Source organism: Bacillus sp. 220_BSPC (assembly GCF_001054655.1).
Taxonomy (GTDB): domain Bacteria; phylum Bacillota; class Bacilli; order Bacillales; family DSM-1321; genus Peribacillus; species Peribacillus frigoritolerans.
Genome location: NZ_JVPL01000176.1, coordinates 1 through 17102, shown reverse-complemented (window position 1 = coordinate 17102; position 17102 = coordinate 1). Strand labels below are relative to the sequence as shown.

The 17102-nt window shown below is 42.0% G+C and carries 16 protein-coding genes and 1 riboswitch; of the genes, 1 reads left to right on the top strand and 15 read right to left on the bottom strand.

What is annotated here, in order from left to right; genetic code table 11:
- Positions 1-10: 10 nt before the first annotated feature.
- The 9 genes from ADA55_RS11995 to secA form a co-directional block, all read right to left on the bottom strand.
- Entirely contained in the window at positions 11-1204 is a 1194-nt protein-coding gene (locus tag ADA55_RS11995) for a PDZ domain-containing protein (RefSeq protein ID WP_048684095.1), read from the bottom strand.
- 192 nt (positions 1205-1396) lie between these two features.
- Positions 1397-2821: a S41 family peptidase gene (locus tag ADA55_RS11990; protein ID WP_048684063.1), complete on the bottom strand. Its 1425-nt coding sequence runs from the start codon at positions 2819-2821 to the stop codon at positions 1397-1399.
- A gap of 133 nt (positions 2822-2954) precedes the next feature.
- Complete coding sequence (locus ADA55_RS11985) at positions 2955-4349, bottom strand: murein hydrolase activator EnvC family protein (RefSeq protein WP_053087396.1); 1395 nt, start codon at positions 4347-4349, stop codon at positions 2955-2957.
- A gap of 94 nt (positions 4350-4443) precedes the next feature.
- The gene (gene ftsX, locus ADA55_RS11980) at positions 4444-5337 is read right to left on the bottom strand and encodes a permease-like cell division protein FtsX (protein ID WP_034309901.1); all 894 of its coding nucleotides are present in this window, start codon (positions 5335-5337) and stop codon (positions 4444-4446) included.
- The gene (gene ftsE / locus ADA55_RS11975; RefSeq protein WP_034309898.1) at positions 5327-6013 is read right to left on the bottom strand and encodes a cell division ATP-binding protein FtsE; all 687 of its coding nucleotides are present in this window, start codon (positions 6011-6013) and stop codon (positions 5327-5329) included. Before ftsE ends, ftsX begins: the two co-directional genes overlap by 11 nt.
- A gap of 293 nt (positions 6014-6306) precedes the next feature.
- Positions 6307-6648 (bottom strand): cytochrome c551, encoded by a 342-nt coding sequence (gene cccB, locus ADA55_RS11970; RefSeq protein ID WP_048684058.1) that lies wholly within the window; start codon positions 6646-6648, stop codon positions 6307-6309.
- A gap of 49 nt (positions 6649-6697) precedes the next feature.
- Positions 6698-7561, bottom strand: coding sequence for a YitT family protein (locus tag ADA55_RS11965; protein ID WP_048684055.1), 864 nt, complete (start codon positions 7559-7561; stop codon positions 6698-6700).
- A gap of 154 nt (positions 7562-7715) precedes the next feature.
- Positions 7716-8814, bottom strand: a protein-coding gene (gene prfB / locus ADA55_RS11960) for a peptide chain release factor 2 (protein ID WP_223255851.1) whose coding sequence is annotated in 2 segments (ribosomal slippage) — positions 7716-8750 and positions 8752-8814 — 1098 coding nt in all. Because the reading frame shifts where the segments join, the coding sequence is not laid out codon by codon here.
- Positions 8815-8966: 152 nt separating this feature from the next.
- Entirely contained in the window at positions 8967-11480 is a 2514-nt protein-coding gene (gene secA / locus ADA55_RS11955; protein WP_048684024.1) for a preprotein translocase subunit SecA, read from the bottom strand.
- A 419-nt stretch (positions 11481-11899) separates the two neighbouring features.
- Here secA and ADA55_RS11950 point away from each other — a divergent pair, with 419 nt between their 5' ends.
- Complete coding sequence (locus tag ADA55_RS11950) at positions 11900-12223, top strand: helix-turn-helix domain-containing protein (protein WP_048684020.1); 324 nt, start codon at positions 11900-11902, stop codon at positions 12221-12223.
- Between the two features lie 149 nt (positions 12224-12372).
- Here the strand turns inward: ADA55_RS11950 and sinI are convergent, their stop codons facing one another.
- The 6 genes from sinI to flaG form a co-directional block, all read right to left on the bottom strand.
- Positions 12373-12513: a DNA-binding anti-repressor SinI gene (gene sinI, locus ADA55_RS28460; RefSeq protein WP_081088491.1), complete on the bottom strand. Its 141-nt coding sequence runs from the start codon at positions 12511-12513 to the stop codon at positions 12373-12375.
- 30 nt (positions 12514-12543) lie between these two features.
- Positions 12544-12629, bottom strand: a riboswitch (cyclic di-GMP riboswitch).
- 642 nt (positions 12630-13271) lie between these two features.
- The gene (gene hpf, locus ADA55_RS11945) at positions 13272-13829 is read right to left on the bottom strand and encodes a ribosome hibernation-promoting factor, HPF/YfiA family (RefSeq protein WP_048684017.1); all 558 of its coding nucleotides are present in this window, start codon (positions 13827-13829) and stop codon (positions 13272-13274) included.
- Positions 13830-14081: 252 nt separating this feature from the next.
- Entirely contained in the window at positions 14082-14426 is a 345-nt protein-coding gene (locus tag ADA55_RS11940) for a hypothetical protein (RefSeq protein WP_048684015.1), read from the bottom strand.
- Positions 14426-14827 (bottom strand): flagellar export chaperone FliS, encoded by a 402-nt coding sequence (gene fliS / locus ADA55_RS11935; RefSeq protein ID WP_048684011.1) that lies wholly within the window; start codon positions 14825-14827, stop codon positions 14426-14428. The genes ADA55_RS11940 and fliS overlap by 1 nt, the downstream gene beginning before the upstream one ends.
- Before the next feature lie 24 nt (positions 14828-14851).
- Positions 14852-16363: a flagellar hook-associated protein 2 gene (locus ADA55_RS11930; protein WP_082162848.1), complete on the bottom strand. Its 1512-nt coding sequence runs from the start codon at positions 16361-16363 to the stop codon at positions 14852-14854.
- A gap of 14 nt (positions 16364-16377) precedes the next feature.
- Positions 16378-16740 (bottom strand): flagellar protein FlaG, encoded by a 363-nt coding sequence (gene flaG / locus ADA55_RS27755; protein ID WP_053087395.1) that lies wholly within the window; start codon positions 16738-16740, stop codon positions 16378-16380.
- Positions 16741-17102: the final 362 nt, after the last annotated feature.

Below are 17102 nucleotides of genomic sequence, written 5' to 3'. Positions count from 1 at the left end.
TTTTATGTCATTAACCCACTTGTCCGCTTTCCTTCAATTGATCGTCAACGAACAAGAGGCCCAGTTCGTAATGCTCCCCGTCAAATAGAGCTCTTTGCACAAAACGAATCTGTTCATTATTATCGATGACCTCGAGCTTGCAATGGGCCCGGTTTATTTGTAACGCCCTGTATAACTCTTCTTCTTCCCTGACGACGACACCATTTATTTTCGAAATGACCTCGCCTTTTTGCAACCCCATTTTATCTGCCGGAGATTGAGGGATAACGCCTAAGATCTGGACGCCCAGCTTACTTTTCGAAAAATAAAAAGGAAGCTTTCGATCCATTGCCTTTTGGGAATGATGCAGGAATTCACGGCCAAGGATTGCCAAAACAACCGTTATGATTGCCAATGGAGGGTACCAGTAACCAGCTGCAGCCAATACCGTAATCACGATTCCCAATGCCCCTACCTTTTTGCCTTGCGCCTTAATGGCCAGTTCCGGGAGCGTCCCATGAACTTTTTGCTTAAAGCCGATTAAAATGGGCAGTACGATCGGCGACAGGGACATGTCCCCTATTGTAAAAACCGGATACCATTCGAAAGGCGCTGGAAGTTGTCCTCCAGGAATCATAACGAACATGGGAATTAGCCAGACTCTCTGTGAAACATACACACCTATCGGCTGCCCCCTCTTGGATACCTCCAAGTGAGGAGAGACCTTTTTACTTCCATTAGCAACAATCAAAAACCCTTCAGCAATCAGTAATAACCCCATTAAAATAACAAGTGTCGGATAAACGGACCGATCCAGTTGATTAAGGGCATCCTGAAATAACGTCAGCTCGATATCTCTATCATATAAAAAGAACAGGATAAAGAATGTGAGCCCCATTGTATAAACAGGGGAAACAAACCTCTTTTTCATGGATAGCATGGCCAATACCGTAACCACTGCCATGATGGGCATTGCCGCCAAAGGAATGGCGAGTCCGGTTGCCAGCGTGAGGAAGGAAAGGATCAATCCCCCTATCAATCCTTGAGGCAGCATGGAACGCAGCTCCATGGAAAAACTGTAGATCTTCGTAGTAAAATCATGTCGTTCCCGTTTAACGCGAAGATAGCCGATGAATAAGCAATAGGCAATCGAAACATAAAGCAAGGGGTGAAGGAAAAGTTTCCCTAATCCCATTAAGCATGCAATCAGCCAATCCGTTGTCAATTTCTTTCCACCATCCTCAAAAGTAATCAAAATTTTGTCATATTTCGTTCTGGTCAGTTACCTCCTATTCTATCAAAAATGTAGCCTCCATGCCTATTAATTGCAGAAAAATTAGGTTTATCTCAAGTTAGCAGGCAAGGAACGATTAAATGCAAAAGAGGCACCGCTCCAAGGGGAACGATGCCAACAAGTTTACTTCACTAAATAATTCAAAGCCGTGCGTAACTGAATATCATTATCTTCATCCTGGATCTTTTCCAGAATGGCGGATTCCAGTTGCGCTGCGGTTTTAGCATCCATCTTACCGGTCACATCCAGGCCGAATTGTTTCTGGAATGCCTTTACTGCGATTTCTGTACTCCAATCAAAATATCCATCCTCACGCCCCGGTTCAAATCCGAGTCCTTTCAGAATGCTTTGGGCATACTGGATTTGTTCATCATTCATATCCCGCTCCAACACCTTCTCAATGGCCAGCTGATGGGCATCAAAATACTCCGGTTGTTTGACTTTGATCGTCGGTTCGATCCCTTTTTTGTGGATCCAGTTCCCTGATGGAGTCAGCCACTTATATAACGTAAGTTTAATCTTACTGCCATCACCCATTGGTACAGCTTGCTGTACTGTGCCTTTCCCGAAGGTCTTCTCGCCAACCAATGGATAGCCTCCCGCCTCTTGCATGGCGCCAGCCAGGATTTCCGAGGCTGAGGCGCTGCCTTTATCCGTCAAGACGGCAATGGGATAACTTTTTGCTTTCTTTAGACTTGTGAAAAACGATTGTGTTTCCCCCGTTCTTTCTGCAATTTGCAAATAGGGCTTGTCTTTTGTGATGAACTCGCCAAGAATCGTTTCCACACTGGAAAGAAGGCCGCCTGGATTGCCGCGTACATCTATGACCAAGCCCTTGATTCCCGTCTTTTCCAGCTTCTTCATCTGCTTTTTGAAATCACTTGCAGTATTTTCCGAGAATGTGGTCAACTCGATATAACCGATTTGTTCTCCGCCGACTTCCTTAATTGATGAAAATACGGTATCCAATGGAATTTCGGCACGCACCATATTGAATTCAAGTGGATTATCAATCCCTGCCCGCTTTATTTCCATTTTGACGGGTGACCCTTTTTCGCCGCGGATTTTCAGGCGTGTTTCATACAGATCCAACCCTTCTACACTTTCACCATTCACCTTGAGGATTTGATCTTTCGGCTTTAATCCAGCTTTTTCAGCAGGCGAGTCTTTGTAAGGAGAAACAATTATGACCTTACCATCTTCCATTCCGATTTCAGTCCCGATCCCTTCAAAAGAGGAGTCCAGGGTTTCATTGAATTGCTTAGCGGTCTCCTTGTCCATATATACGGAATAAGGATCTTTCAGCGCTGACAGCATGCCTTGGATGGCACCCTCCACCAGGTTGGAGCCGTCCACCTGTTCTACATACTGACTTACGATCAAGCCGTAAGCTTGTTCCACTTTTGCCCATTCCTTATCCTTCGGTATTTCTTGGCTTTCATCCTTTGCTTCATTCTTGGCCGGAAGGCTTGTCCAATATATGCCCCCGACTGCTCCAATGGCAAGTGACATGATGATTACTAGAGGAAGCACCCATTTTTTGACCATATTTATCCCCATTTCTGACCTGATATGTATTTCACTATATGAGCGTAATGGAAAGAATATGCTTATAGAAAACCACATAAAAAAACAGACCAGGAATTTATCCTGGTCTGTTTTTCATTTGATATATTGGGTATTAATTAGGTATATAGTTTAATGGATTAACAGCATTTGACTTGCTATAATTCCATGGTCCTTTATGTAGTTCAAAGTGTAAATGCTGACCATATGAATGTCCTGTGTTACCCATGATGCCAATTTGTTGACCTTTGGCAACTACAGCACCTTCGCTTGCTTGTCTAGAACTTAAGTGTGCATACACAGTAGTCCATTGCTGACCGCCGATCGAATGGGTAACGAAGATGACGTTACCGTATGAACTTGAGAAGTAAGAACGGCTTACGACTCCGTCGGCTGCAGCTACAATTGGAACCGTTCCGCTAGCAGCGATATCGATGCCGGCATGCTGTTTATTCCAACGTTCACCCATTGTTGAAGATACATATCCTGCACTAGGTCTAGTGAAAGTACCCGATGATACGGCTGGCGCTTGACTTACATTAGACGAAGCCGGTGAAGATGATGATGAACTGTTGCTTTTTGCACTATATCCTGAAGAAGTGGATTGTTTTTTTGATTCAGATGCTTGTGATGCTGCTTGTGATGCTGCTTGTGCAGCCGCTTGTGCCGCTTCTTGCTCTGCACGTTTTTTCGCTTCGGCTGCCGCTTTTTTACGAGCTGCTTCCAATTCAGCAAGACGTTGATGTTCTAAGCTGATGGCTGATTTGATGGCTTTTTCTTGAGCGGCAAGATTCGCTTTTTCTTCCTCTAGACCCATCTTCTCATGTTCATGCTTTTCGGTTTGTTGCTTTAATTTTTTAACCAATGCATCCTTTTCTTGCTTCTGCTGTTTTTGTTGCTTTTGAATTTCCAATAGTTCAGCTTTTGCCACTTCTAAACTGGCAAGCTTCGTTTCAACAGCTTTTTGCTTTTCTTCCAGATCCTTTTTATCCAGCTCATGCTGCTTTAAAATATCGCGGTCGGCTTCAGCGATTGTCGCTACAGCTCCGACACGGTCAACTAAATCCCCAAAACTGGATGATCCGAATAATACTTCAAGGTAGTTCACGTCCCCGCCAGTCTCCTGGAAAGAAAGTGCCCTTTCCTTCAATACTTCATTACGTTTGGCGATTCGCTCTTTTAATATTTTAATCTCTTCTTTCAATGCCTCGATTTCTTTTTTCGTTTGTGTAATCTCAGCATTTTTAGCATCGATTTTTTTTGCGGACTCTGCGATTTTCGCTTCAATGGCAGCGATTTGGTCTTCTGCTGTCATTTGCTTATCCTGCAGGCTATCGATTTTCTTTTCCGTGTCGGAAATATTCGATTCAACACCTGAACGTTTTTCCTGGATGGATTCTTTCTGTTTTTCTAAATCCGAAATAGACTCAGCATAAACCGAAGGTGCCGCTAGAATGCTTCCCAACCCGATCATGATGGAGGCATTCATGGCAATGATATTTTTTTTCACGTTTCATTTCCCCTTTCAACCCGTTACATCCTAGCCTTGTAACGTCTCTCTATTTATGTCTGGCTACTTTTGGCTTTCGAGTAAAGATACACTTTTATACTTTCAAGAACTTCCTGACGGACATCAAGCTGCCCCATATTCCGATAACCGCACCAATTACGATGAGGATGGCCGATACTTGATAAATAAACGGATTTGCAGGCAAGAAATCTATGAATTTGAACGTAATCTGCGGTGCTGCATATTTATAAAGATTATAGTAGAGTACTGCAATCAGTCCTATCGGAATGATGGAACCGAGGACTCCCAGCCAAAGTCCTTCCAAGAAGAATGGCCAACGGATGAATGTATTCGTCGCTCCTACCAATCTCATGATCTCAATTTCTTTTCTTCTGGCTACAATGGTAATTTTAATCGTATTCGAAATCAGGAACATTGCAGTAAATAGTAATCCTACAATAAGAACGATCCCTATGTTTCTAGCAATATTAACAAAGCTGAATAGTTTCTCGACGTAGCCTTGTCCATATTTAACACTTTGGATATATTCCATACCTTCGATCTTTTTTGCCACCTTGATGACATCTTGCGGAGATTTCGTTTTGATAACATAAACGTCCCTTAATGGGTTATCCTGTTCAAATGGTTTAAAAGCCTCACCATTATCTCCTAAATCATCTATTAAATTAGTAAGCTCTTCATCCTTTGGAGAGAAAATCACTGATTCGATGCCGTTTATCTCCGTAATTTGCTTACCTATAGCTTTTATATCGTCATCATTCGCCGCATTATCAATATGTGCACGAACTTCGACATCTTTCTCCACATTTCCCGCGATATGATTTAAATTCATCATGAGCACTAAAAAGACGCCAACCAAAGTTAGAGTGACCGTTACTGCACTGACTGAAGCAAACGTCATCCATCCATTACGGCCAATATTTTTAAAACTTTCACGGAAGTGACGGAGCAATGTTCTAAATTTCATATCCGTAATCACCTCGATGTTCATCGCGAACTATTTTTCCACTTTCAATGGCAATGACACGTCGTTTAATATTGTTGACGATGTCCCTATTATGTGTGGCCATGACCAGTGTAGTTCCGCGTTTATTAATTTCTTCGAATATGTTCATGATTTCCCATGATGTTTCGGGATCAAGATTACCTGTAGGCTCGTCGGCTATGACTACCTTGGGATCATTGACGATCGAACGGGCTATTGCAACCCTTTGCTGTTCCCCACCAGATAACTCGGAAGGAAGCATTCTCGCTTTATGTTTAATGCCAACCAGATCAAGAACTTCCATGACTCTCTTTTTGATTTCTTCTGGTTCCTTTTCAATAACTTCCATGGCAAAAGCAACATTTTCATATGCAGTGAATGTTTGAAGGAGTTTAAAATCTTGGAATACCATACCGATATTACGGCGGAATAGAGGAACTTTCGAATTGCGGATACTTGGCAGGCTTACTCCATTGACCAAGATATTACCGCTTGTAGGCTTTTCTTCCCTATACATCATTTTGATGAAGGTCGATTTTCCGGCACCGCTCGGACCCACTACATAAACGAATTCGCCTGGCTTTATTTTCACATTGATACCATTAATGGCAATTACGCCATTTGGATATGTCTTTTTCACATCTATCATTTCTATCATTCTAAAACCACCTAATTTGCTTGGATTATCACTATGTATCTACAGCTTTTCGACAATTTTCACTGAAATCTGACAGGAATCTCTCTTACTTGAGCACAGAAACATTATAACATCATATTTTGTCAAATTAAGCATAAAAAATATTACAGTTTCATTTCAGTTAGACATATATCAACATCTATGTAATAATTCCAGGATTTTGATTGCTTGATAAGGGGTTGATCGTGAGTTGTTTCGAGGGTTTAATGGAGGCTAAATGAAACGTCCCGCTAAGCAGAACGTTTCATTAATCATTATTTATGTTCAGCAAGCCATTCAGCGACCATGCTCGCTTCCTTGCCCTTGATTATACCTTTTGGCATTCCGCCTTGACCATTGGCAATGACTTTTTCAATGTCTTCTTTTGATAGCTTGGAGCCTACCTTCGTCAAGTTCGGTCCCACGCCGCCTTCAAGATTCACTGCATGGCAGCTTGAACATTTGTTTTCATAAATTTTTGCGGCATCACCGGCACCTGCCGTAGTCGTTTCGTTATTTTCACTTGCAGGCTCTTTATCTGCAGCATCATCGTTCCCACCGCATGCAGCCAAGGCCAAAGAAGTACCCAGAACTAAAGCTAACCACTTCATTTTCATTGAACTTACCCCCTCTGATTTATACCAGCACAAGAACATTATACCAATTTCAATCCAGTTTAAAACCCTCCCCAAGTACCTCCGATGCGTCCATTACAATTACAAACGCTTTAGGGTCAACGAGTTTCACCAATTGTTTCAATTTGGTGAATTCCGACTTGTCTATTACGCACATCAAAATTGGTCGAGTATCATCCGTATAGCCGCCATACCCGGAGATGCCTGTTACACCCCGGTCCAGCTCATGTATGATAGCATCCCTTACTTCCATTTCTTTATTCGTGATGATCAGTGACATCTTCGAACGGTTCAATCCAATCTGGACGAGGTCGATCGTCTTGCTTGTCACATATAGTCCAATCAATGCATAAAGGCCTTTTTCAATATCAAAAACGATGGCAGCACTTAAAACGATGATTCCATCAATGACAGCCACACAGGTCCCCAATGACAGATGGGTATACTTATGGAAAATCTGTGCCGCCAAATCGGTCCCCCCTGTGGAACCCTTGCCGCGAAAGACGATCCCCAGCCCAAGCCCGACCATCATCCCCCCGCAAATAGAACCAAGCAATGCATCATTCGTCCATGCCTCCCAATCCTTTGTCAGAAATACCACTAAAGGCAGAAACAAGGTTCCAATCAGGCTTTTGGCTCCGAAATGCCTTCCGAGGACAATAAGCCCCGCGATGAACAAAGGGATATTAAAACCCCAAAGAACATAAGCCGGCTCCCAACCGAGAGTTGAATCGAGAATCGTGCTAATCCCGCTGACCCCTCCGGATGCGACCTGGTTAGGCAGTAAAAACACATTAAAACCAATGGCAATTATGGACGAACCGACAATCACCAATCCATACTCCGTTAACTTTTGAATGAAAGGGTGCCTCTGCTCCCGGTATCTTCTCTTCATTTTGCATAAGTCTCCTCGAACCATCATTATATCTAGTATTGGCCGAACGAGGTAGAGCATCCCTTTATAATCCTGTAAATGTCAGCCAGAAGATTCGTTAAATAGGAAATCATAAAAAAAGCCGGACCGGAGAGACCGGTCCGACTGGCTGATCTTATAATTTTGAGCGCAAGTACGCATCAATGAACATATCGATATCCCCATCCATGACAGCTCCCAAGTTTCCGGTCTCTGCACTGGTACGGTGATCTTTAACCATGGAATACGGATGGAAAACATAAGAACGAATTTGGCTTCCCCAGCCAATTTCCTTTTGCTCCCCGCGGATTTCATCCAATTCCGCTTGTTGCTGTTCAATTTCACGTTGATACAATTTGGCTTTCAGCATATTCATGGCCTGGGCCTTGTTTTTGATTTGAGATCTCTCGTTTTGGCACGTTACCACGGTGTTCGTAGGTAAATGGGTGATCCGGACCGCTGAGTCCGTTGTATTGATATGCTGACCACCTGCACCACTTGCCCGGTACGTATCAATTTTCAAATCTTCCGTACGTACTTCTATATTGATCGTCTCATCGAATTCCGGCATGACTTCACATGAAACGAATGAAGTGTGGCGTCGTCCTGAGGAATCGAAAGGAGAAATACGGACAAGACGGTGTACCCCTTTTTCCGCTTTCAAATAACCATAGGCGTTATGGCCTTTGAAAATTAAAGTGACACTCTTGATCCCAGCTTCATCACCTGGAAGGTAATCAAGGGTTTCCACTTTAAAGCCTCTTTTTTCACCCCATCTTGTATACATGCGCAACAGCATGGAACCCCAATCCTGGGACTCCGTACCGCCTGCACCGGGATGCAGTTCAAGAATGGCATTTTTCGAGTCATATTCTTCACTTAATAAAAGTTGAAGTTCAAAGTCATTCATCTTTTGTGCAAGAACCGTGATTTCTTCTTCCAGCTCCGCTAAAAGTTCTTGATCATTCTCCTCTTTCACTAATTCATATGTCAAATCCAGATTTTCATATGATTCATTCAGGTCGGACAATTGATTGACTTGTTCTTTCAAAGCATTCGTTTCATTGATGACAGTTTGTGCTTTTTGCTGATCATTCCAAAAATCGGGATGTGTCATCTCATTTTCCAGCTGTGCGATTCGTGCCTCTTTTTCATCTAAGTCAAAGAGACCCCCTAAAGTCCGTTAATCGTTGCGCTGTCCGTTCAAGTTCATTTCTTATTTCTGCTAATTCCATTTCTCTTCACCTCATTAAGTATGTTAAAAAAAATCCCTGAAGAGGGATTCCCTTCATTACAAATAAACCTCTTCAAACTATATGCAAACTAAACATGAAAAGAGGCGGCTAGCCTTGGACTTAACCGTCTCATCTTCATTATACACCTAACTTTAGCCTAAATTGCCATGGCAATTCTTATATTTTTTACCGCTGCCGCATGGGCATAACGCGTTTCTGCCAACGTCTTCCTTTTTACGGGCAGGGGCTTTTTTAACTTTTCCCCCGTCTTCTTCCTTCGGATTGACCGCTTGTCCTTTTATGACTTCCGTGCGTTCCAAATTGTTGCGAATTTCAGCCTTCATGATGTATTTCGCGACTTCATCTTCCATTGAAGCAATCATGGCTTCAAACATCGCAAAACCTTCAGATTGATATTCACGTAAAGGATCGATCTGGCCATAAGCACGAAGGTGGATCCCTTGGCGCAGTTGCTCCATTGCATCAATATGGTCCATCCACTTACTATCGACTGCACGAAGAACGATTACTTTTTCGAATTCACGCATTTGTTCTTCAGATAGCTCTTCTTCTTTTTGGTCATAGCCTTCTTTCACTTTGGCTAAAATGAACTCAACCAATTCCGATTCGTTTTTCCCTTCCAAATCAGCCACAGTGATTGAACCTTCATTGAATAGGTTACCATTCAGGTAATCGACAAGGCCTTGTAAATTCCAGCCTTCCTCATCGCCCATTGGTGCAAACGCGACAACATTTCGCTGGATGGATGCCGTGATCATCGTTTCGACGATTTCACGTAAGTTTTCACTTTCCATGACATCGAAACGCTGTTTATAGATAATTTCCCGTTGTTGACGGAGAACATCATCATACTGCAGTAATTGCTTACGTGAATCGAAGTTATTGCCTTCGACCCGTTTCTGTGCGGATTCAACGGCCCTTGTCACCATTTTACTTTGAATTGGCTGGGAATCATCCATACCTAGGCGTGCCATCATGTTTTTCATGTTATCCGAACCGAAGCGGCGCATCAATTCATCTTCCATTGATAAATAGAATTGAGTGACCCCTGGATCTCCCTGACGGCCGGACCGGCCACGCAGCTGGTTATCTATACGCCTGCTTTCATGACGTTCCGTGCCGATGACAGCAAGGCCCCCAAGCTCCTTGACACCTTCACCAAGCTTGATATCCGTACCGCGCCCTGCCATGTTCGTAGCGATCGTTACTGAGCCTTGATTACCTGCATTCGCAATGATTTCCGCTTCACGCTCATGGTTCTTGGCATTCAAAACATCGTGAGGGATTCCTTTTTTGGATAAATAGGCAGAAATGACCTCAGATGTTTCGATGGCAACCGTACCGACAAGCACAGGCTGACCCTTTGTATAACGTTCGGCGATGTCTTCCACAACAGCCTTGAATTTCCCATCAGTTGTCGCATATATGAGATCTGCCCTGTCATCCCTGATGATATTCCTGTTTGTCGGGATCGCTATGACATTCATATTATAAATATTGCGGAATTCCTCTTCTTCCGTTTTGGCTGTACCGGTCATACCTGAAAGCTTTTCATACATCCTGAAATAGTTCTGGAATGTAATCGTCGCAAGAGTCATGCTTTCATTTTGGATTTCAAGTCCTTCTTTCGCTTCGATCGCCTGGTGGAGACCTTCACTGTAACGGCGGCCTTTCATTAAACGGCCAGTGAATTGGTCAACGATGACTATCTCGCCTTCCTGGACGACATAATCCACATCCAAATGCATGGAAACATGAGCCTTTAAAGCCTGATTGATATGATGATTCAAAGTAACGTGACTAATATCGAATAAATTATCGATATTAAACGCTTTTTCAGCTCGATTCATCCCATCTTCCGTCAGCTGAACACCTTTTGTCTTCTCATCATATGTGTAGTCCGTATCTTTCTTTAAGGTTCTAACAAACGCATTGGCCTGGATATAAAGCTGAGCCGATTTCTGTGCCGAACCGGAAATGATCAATGGCGTTCTCGCCTCATCAATCAAAATCGAATCGACCTCATCGATGACAGCGAAGTGCAGCGGACGCTGTACCATTTGTTCTTTATATAACACCATATTGTCACGAAGATAATCAAAACCTAACTCATTATTCGTACTGTACGTAATGTCGGCATTATACGCTGCCTGCTTTTCTTCTTTAGAATGACTGTTCAAATTCAACCCGACGGTCAAACCGAGGAAATCATACAATACACCCATTTCGGTGGCATCACGGTGTGCCAAGTATTCATTGACAGTAACGACATGTACACCTTTACCGGTAAGCGCGTTTAAATAAACCGGCATCGTGGATGTTAAGGTTTTACCTTCCCCTGTTTTCATCTCGGAGATATTTCCATCATGAAGGGATGCCCCACCCATGATCTGAACACGGTAAGGATATAAGCCCAGAGCACGCTTTGCCCCTTCACGCGCAACCGCAAAAGCCTCTACAAGCAAATCATCAACGGTTTCCCCATTTTGATAACGCTCTTTAAACTCATCCGTTTTGGAACGCAACTGTTCATCCGATAGCGCAGCAGTCTCATCAGCCAGCGCTTCGACCTGATCGGCGATTTTTTCTAAACGTTTGATTTCTCGCTTATTCGGATCAAAAACTTTATTTAATATATTAAGCATTCAATAACGCTCCTCTATTATGGTAATGATCGTTCAATGACAAAATTCATATAAGTAAGAAGAAACACACCTTCTATTATTACTAATGCACGCTTAATTTTACCACTTCTGTCATAGAGGTACAACTTCATGTCACTTCCCTGGTATAGACCTGAATGCAATTCTTGCGAAAAACAATGGATAAATGAGGAGTAAAACTGTTAAAATAGAAGGAAGTATAAAAAATATGTTGCAAACTCCCCACTATTCCATATGCAAATGTGAATTATCCACAACCTTCCATCACTAGATGCTGTGTCCTCTCTAGAGATAGCATGTCAAGGTAATCCAACCTTACAGGCGTCATGTTTTGAATGATAAGGTGGGCTGCCGAAACTTATTAGCGGAAGATAAATAGAACATGTTTCGAGGTGGTATTGATGATTGGTGAACGTGTAAAAAAACTGCGAGAAGAAAAGAAAATGTCGATGACTGAACTTGCCGATAAAGCAGGTGTTGCAAAGTCTTATTTAAGTTCGCTCGAGCGGAACTTACAAACGAATCCTTCTATTCAATTTCTTGAAAAAATCTCCTCCGTACTTAACATCCCTGTTGATGCCCTGCTTTACGATGCACCAAATAAGGAAACCTTGGACAATGACTGGATGAAAATCGTTGAGGAAGCCATGAATTCGGGTGTCTCAAAACAACAATTCAGGGAATTCATCGAGTTTAATAAATGGAGAAAAGATAAAGAAGAGTAGAGTGGTAGTGCACTAGTTTACCTACATAAGCCTGAAGAATACAGTTTGAATAAGCTAAACTCTCAAGAATCCCAAGGAAGAATAAACCCTATAAACAGTTAATGAATCGAACCACTGTTTATAGGGATGTTCTTGAATTTGTTCGGAACCTATTTTCCATCGTTCTCCTCAAATGTTGCCTCAAGACTTTCCCGTTTTAAAAAAGCAATGATTTCCTCTTTTTTGAAACCCAAGCTTCTTGCTTCAGAAATCAATTTCACCCACTCTTGATCCATTTCCACATTAGCCACCTCTTCTACCTCCTAAAATACTCTTGTATTTCAGGCAGACCAGCCATCATAGTCACAAGGACCTTAGACCTGTGCCTTTGCGCCCTCATTTTTCAAGGAGTTTGCCTTTGTCGTGGTATTTATTACCAAATACATTACCTATAATCATATTATAACGGATACGCACTCCATATATTGCTATTTTATGTCGGTAATCCACATAAATGCAAAAACTTTCATCCGACAAAATATTACAATATTAAGAAAATTTTAAGTTCAGGTGATTTTTCATAGACTAATTCAATTTCGTTTTCTTGTATAATAGTAAATATTACTCTGCTTAAAATTTCGTTGGGGTGTATTGATTCTCTCGATTGTATGTGCATCGTGGGCTTTTTGCGCAGTTAAATCCTCACCGCAGGTCGGGCAAAGCCACTTTCCATATTCCGCACTGCTAAAAGAAGCCCTATGGCATGTATGGCAATTCTTTCGATACAAATAATCCAACCCCCTCTGCAACTTGATCAAATTGTTTTCTACACTGGTTGTTCTTTTTAAAGAACTAACAATTCGAGTATAGTGCAAAAGATAGGGGTATTTGGATAGGTAAAATTAACTATTTATCTTAATGAAGAACAAATAGTGCTCTCTTAAGTGAACTTTCGTGTGTTTTAGAGAACAAAAGAAGCAATCATTTTTTACGTTTCAAACGGATTCTATCAACATGCAAAAAAGCACAACCCAGAGGCTGGGCTGTGCTTTTAATCTTAGAATTATAATTAACTAGGTTCAATCAATCCATAGCGTCCATCTTTTCGGCGGTACACTACGTTTGTTGTATTAGTATCCGCATTCGTGTAAACGAAGAAACTGTGACCAAGCATATTCATTTGTAAAATCGCTTCTTCACTGTCCATTGGCTTTAAATCAAAGCGTTTATTGCGGACCACTTCAATATCATTATCGTCTTCGAATTCATCCACCACTTCGTCAGCTTCCGTATTGAAGGCGAATGCATCGGGTGTAGTCGATAGATTGTTTCGGAACTTCCGATTGACCTTCGTTTTATGTTTACGAATTTGGCGTTCAAGCTTATCATTGATCAAGTCAATGGCAGCATACATATCCGCATTTTCCTCTTCAGCGCGAAGAACCAAATTCTGCATGGGAATCGTCACTTCGACCTTTGATGTATTATTGTTCACTTTTAAATTGACTAACACATTTGCATCTGGTGTATTGTTAAAATATCGTTCTAACTTGCCAATTTTCTTTTCGACGTATTCTCGAATTGCTGGAGTTACCTCAATGTTTTCACCGCGTACGTTGTAATTCATAAAGTGAGTCCTCCTTAAATTAAGACTATACAGTTAGATTCTACAATACCCCTCCGGTTCCTTTTAGAAACACATCATGAAATATGTCGAAATAATGAAACAATTGTCGGAAGGTTTGAAAAGGGTTGATGTCTGCCCTAGCTTCATTATATCAAATGCTATGCTAGAAAGAAAAAATTAAGCCTATTTTATTTACAGAAAATTTAAAAATATTTAACATAAAAACCGTTTGGACTCCAAAAGGTAAGGAAATCAATTTCTTTTATCATAGAACACGCCATCCACTGATAGACTTTCATACGGATTCGTGTATTTATTGGAAGATTTTTTCTTCTTATTCATTTCCTGGATATCTCGCTTTATCTCCTGCTTTTGGAGCTTCAGCAAGTGATCGACCTGTTGGTTGAGCAACAGGACTGCACGTCCCAGCTGCTGCTCTTCAGCAGTAAAAGGAGGTTTGATTTGAGAAAGGAGTCCATCCCGCTGATCAATCAGCTTTGTAACCCTTTCTATTTTAACATCACGCTCTGTAATCGTGCGATCTTCCAGTACGGCAAGTAATTCAGCAGTCAAATCATGAAAGGCTCTAGTCACCATTACACTTGACCGCTTTGGGTGAATTGTTTTTTCCGGTTGATCTGGATTACTTCCTTCCACGTATTCCGGAACTCCGTAACAAGTCCTTCCACTTCTTCCAAAGCAGAAACGTCATTTTTCAGATTCGCTTCGATCAGACGCCGGTTCATGAAATCATACAGACTCATCATATCTTTGGATACATCCGCATCCATATTCAGCGTCACCATCAATTCACGGATAATAGTTTGCGCCTTGATGATGTTCGTATTCTTCACCTCGATATTTCCTGCTTCAATGGCTTTCTTCCCAAGCATGATGAACTTCAAACAGCCATTATAAAGCATTAATGTAAGCTCTCCCGGTGATGCTGTATTGACTGAATTTTGCTGATACGATTGATATGGATTATTCATTGCCATATTGAACTTCCTTTCCGACATACCTTAACTAAAATAAGAAGCTAACGATGCACTTTGGCTGTTTGCCTTTTGAATCGCTTTTTCCATCGCCGTGAACTGGTTGTAATAGCGCGATTCCAATTTCGTTAACTTGGCTTCAAATGTTGAAATCTTCTTATCCAGTCCATCAACCAATTTTCCGATTGTAAAATTGTTATTAACATATCCGGCCTTCCCGGCTTTTTCAGTAATCGCCTTCATGGATGATTCTATATCATCCCTTAACCGGCGTGCGAGTCCTTTGTCGCTCTTTTCCGCCCCATTGGCCATGAACATATCATAGATCGCATTCGGATCCTCACTAATGGCTGCCCGGAGCTTGTCCTCATCAATCGTTAATTTACCGCCTTCCAAATAATTCTTGGTGGTGGTGATTCCCAAACTGCTGAGATTGTTTTTTCCAGTGATTCCATCCACCGAAGTGTATAGGGATGACCTCATTGTGGTCAGGAGACTTTTTAAGGTCGAATCGCTTTTTAACGTTCCGCTCTTCGCTTTTTCTTCCCACAGCTTCACTTCATCCTCTGTCATTGCCTTTTTTTGCTCAGAGGTAAGCGGGGTAAAGGAGCGATATTTCGCTTCACCCGTTTTATCTTGAACCTTTTTAATGGCTTCATTGTATTTATTCACAAACTGAGTGATCGTGTCCAGGATAGCATCGACATCAGCTGTTGATGAGAATGTGACTGTATCCGTCGTTTTTTGCTTTACCGTTATTTCCGCTCCATTAATCTGAAACGTATTCGAAGGCCGGGAAATTTCCAGTCCATTATAAACAATGGACGCATTTTCCCCTTTTGAGCCGCCAGCCCCTTCATTGTTACTGCTCATTTTTAGCACATTGAAGAAATCTCCAGTACCCCCTAACTCAATTTCAGGCCGATCTTTTGCATCACCGGTATTTTTAGCAGTGATGGAAAATTTCTGGTACGTCTCATCGAAAAATAGAGTCACTCCCGAGTTAGCATTAATTTTATTTATGACACTTTCTAACGTATCGTCCGCATTAAGGGTAAGTGTATACGGTTTTTCCACTGTTGCTCCATCTTTTACTTCCGTATCAAAACCGCCATCCTTATTGATGGTCAGTATCGTAATATCTTGGGGAGTCGTGATACCCAATTCCGATAGTTTCTTTTTGGGGTCGGTAACAGCTGTTTTTTCCGTACTTGTCATGGTTGCCGCCTTGGCAAGTCCATTCACTTTTATATTCCCGGAAAAATCACTGGTCGAATTCACATTTTTCACTGATACAGCATCTGGATTCGATACCGTCACCTTCTTTTTAATGAAGGAAGACTGCTTTCCAATACCATCACGAATAAGCGTATCCAATTCTGATAAAGCTGTATTCATCGAACGGTAATCATCCCGCTGCCACTCGGAATACTGCTTTTTCTGTGTCAGTTTATCCAACGGCACCCGTTCTGCCTGCATCATGCTCTTAACTAATTCATCAATGTCCATCCCGCTTGCTAAACCACTGATTCGTACCAAAATTGATCACCCGCTTATATTTTTTCATCCACCATTATGCCGACAAACTCTGTCATTGCCGCATAGAAATCCAATAACTTCTTCGGGGGAATTTCCCTGATCGTCTCATCCGTCACGTCATCCACTACCTTGACATAGTACTCATTCAGCTTCTCATGATATTCAAAACGAACGGCCGTATGTGTCGGATTCAGGAAGGTGTTCAAACTATCCACCATTTCCCGCACCTTTTCTTGTGAAGGCTCAACAGTAGATTCCACTCTTTGTTCCGAATAGGCAAGTGTATTCATTTCACGCTGATAATAAGAACTGATTCCTTCCGAGATTGCTGTTCTAAGTTGTGAGGAAAGAATATTCGTGGACAAACTCTCCAGCATCTAAATGGCCCCCAATATGATTTCTTTACTTTTTATATCGGTTCTTAGAGTTTTATATTTAGTGCGAAGGTTTGAGTTTGGTTTCAACTTCAGACTAGAGAGTCTATAAAAAAACTCCAGAAAAATATTTGGAGTCAACAGTTGTTTTAGGTTTAAAATTTGACCGTTGATTTCCTCTCCAGGCACTCGCTTTCCGCGGGCGGTCCGGGGAGCCTCCTCGGCGCTTTGCGCCTGCGGGGTCTCCCTTGGACGCGTATTCCCGCAGGAGTCTCGTACCTTCCGTTCCAATCAGATCTCCATGAAATCTAAGATGGAAACCCGATTGCCCACACGTTTTGAGGATTTTATACTGTGACCGTTGA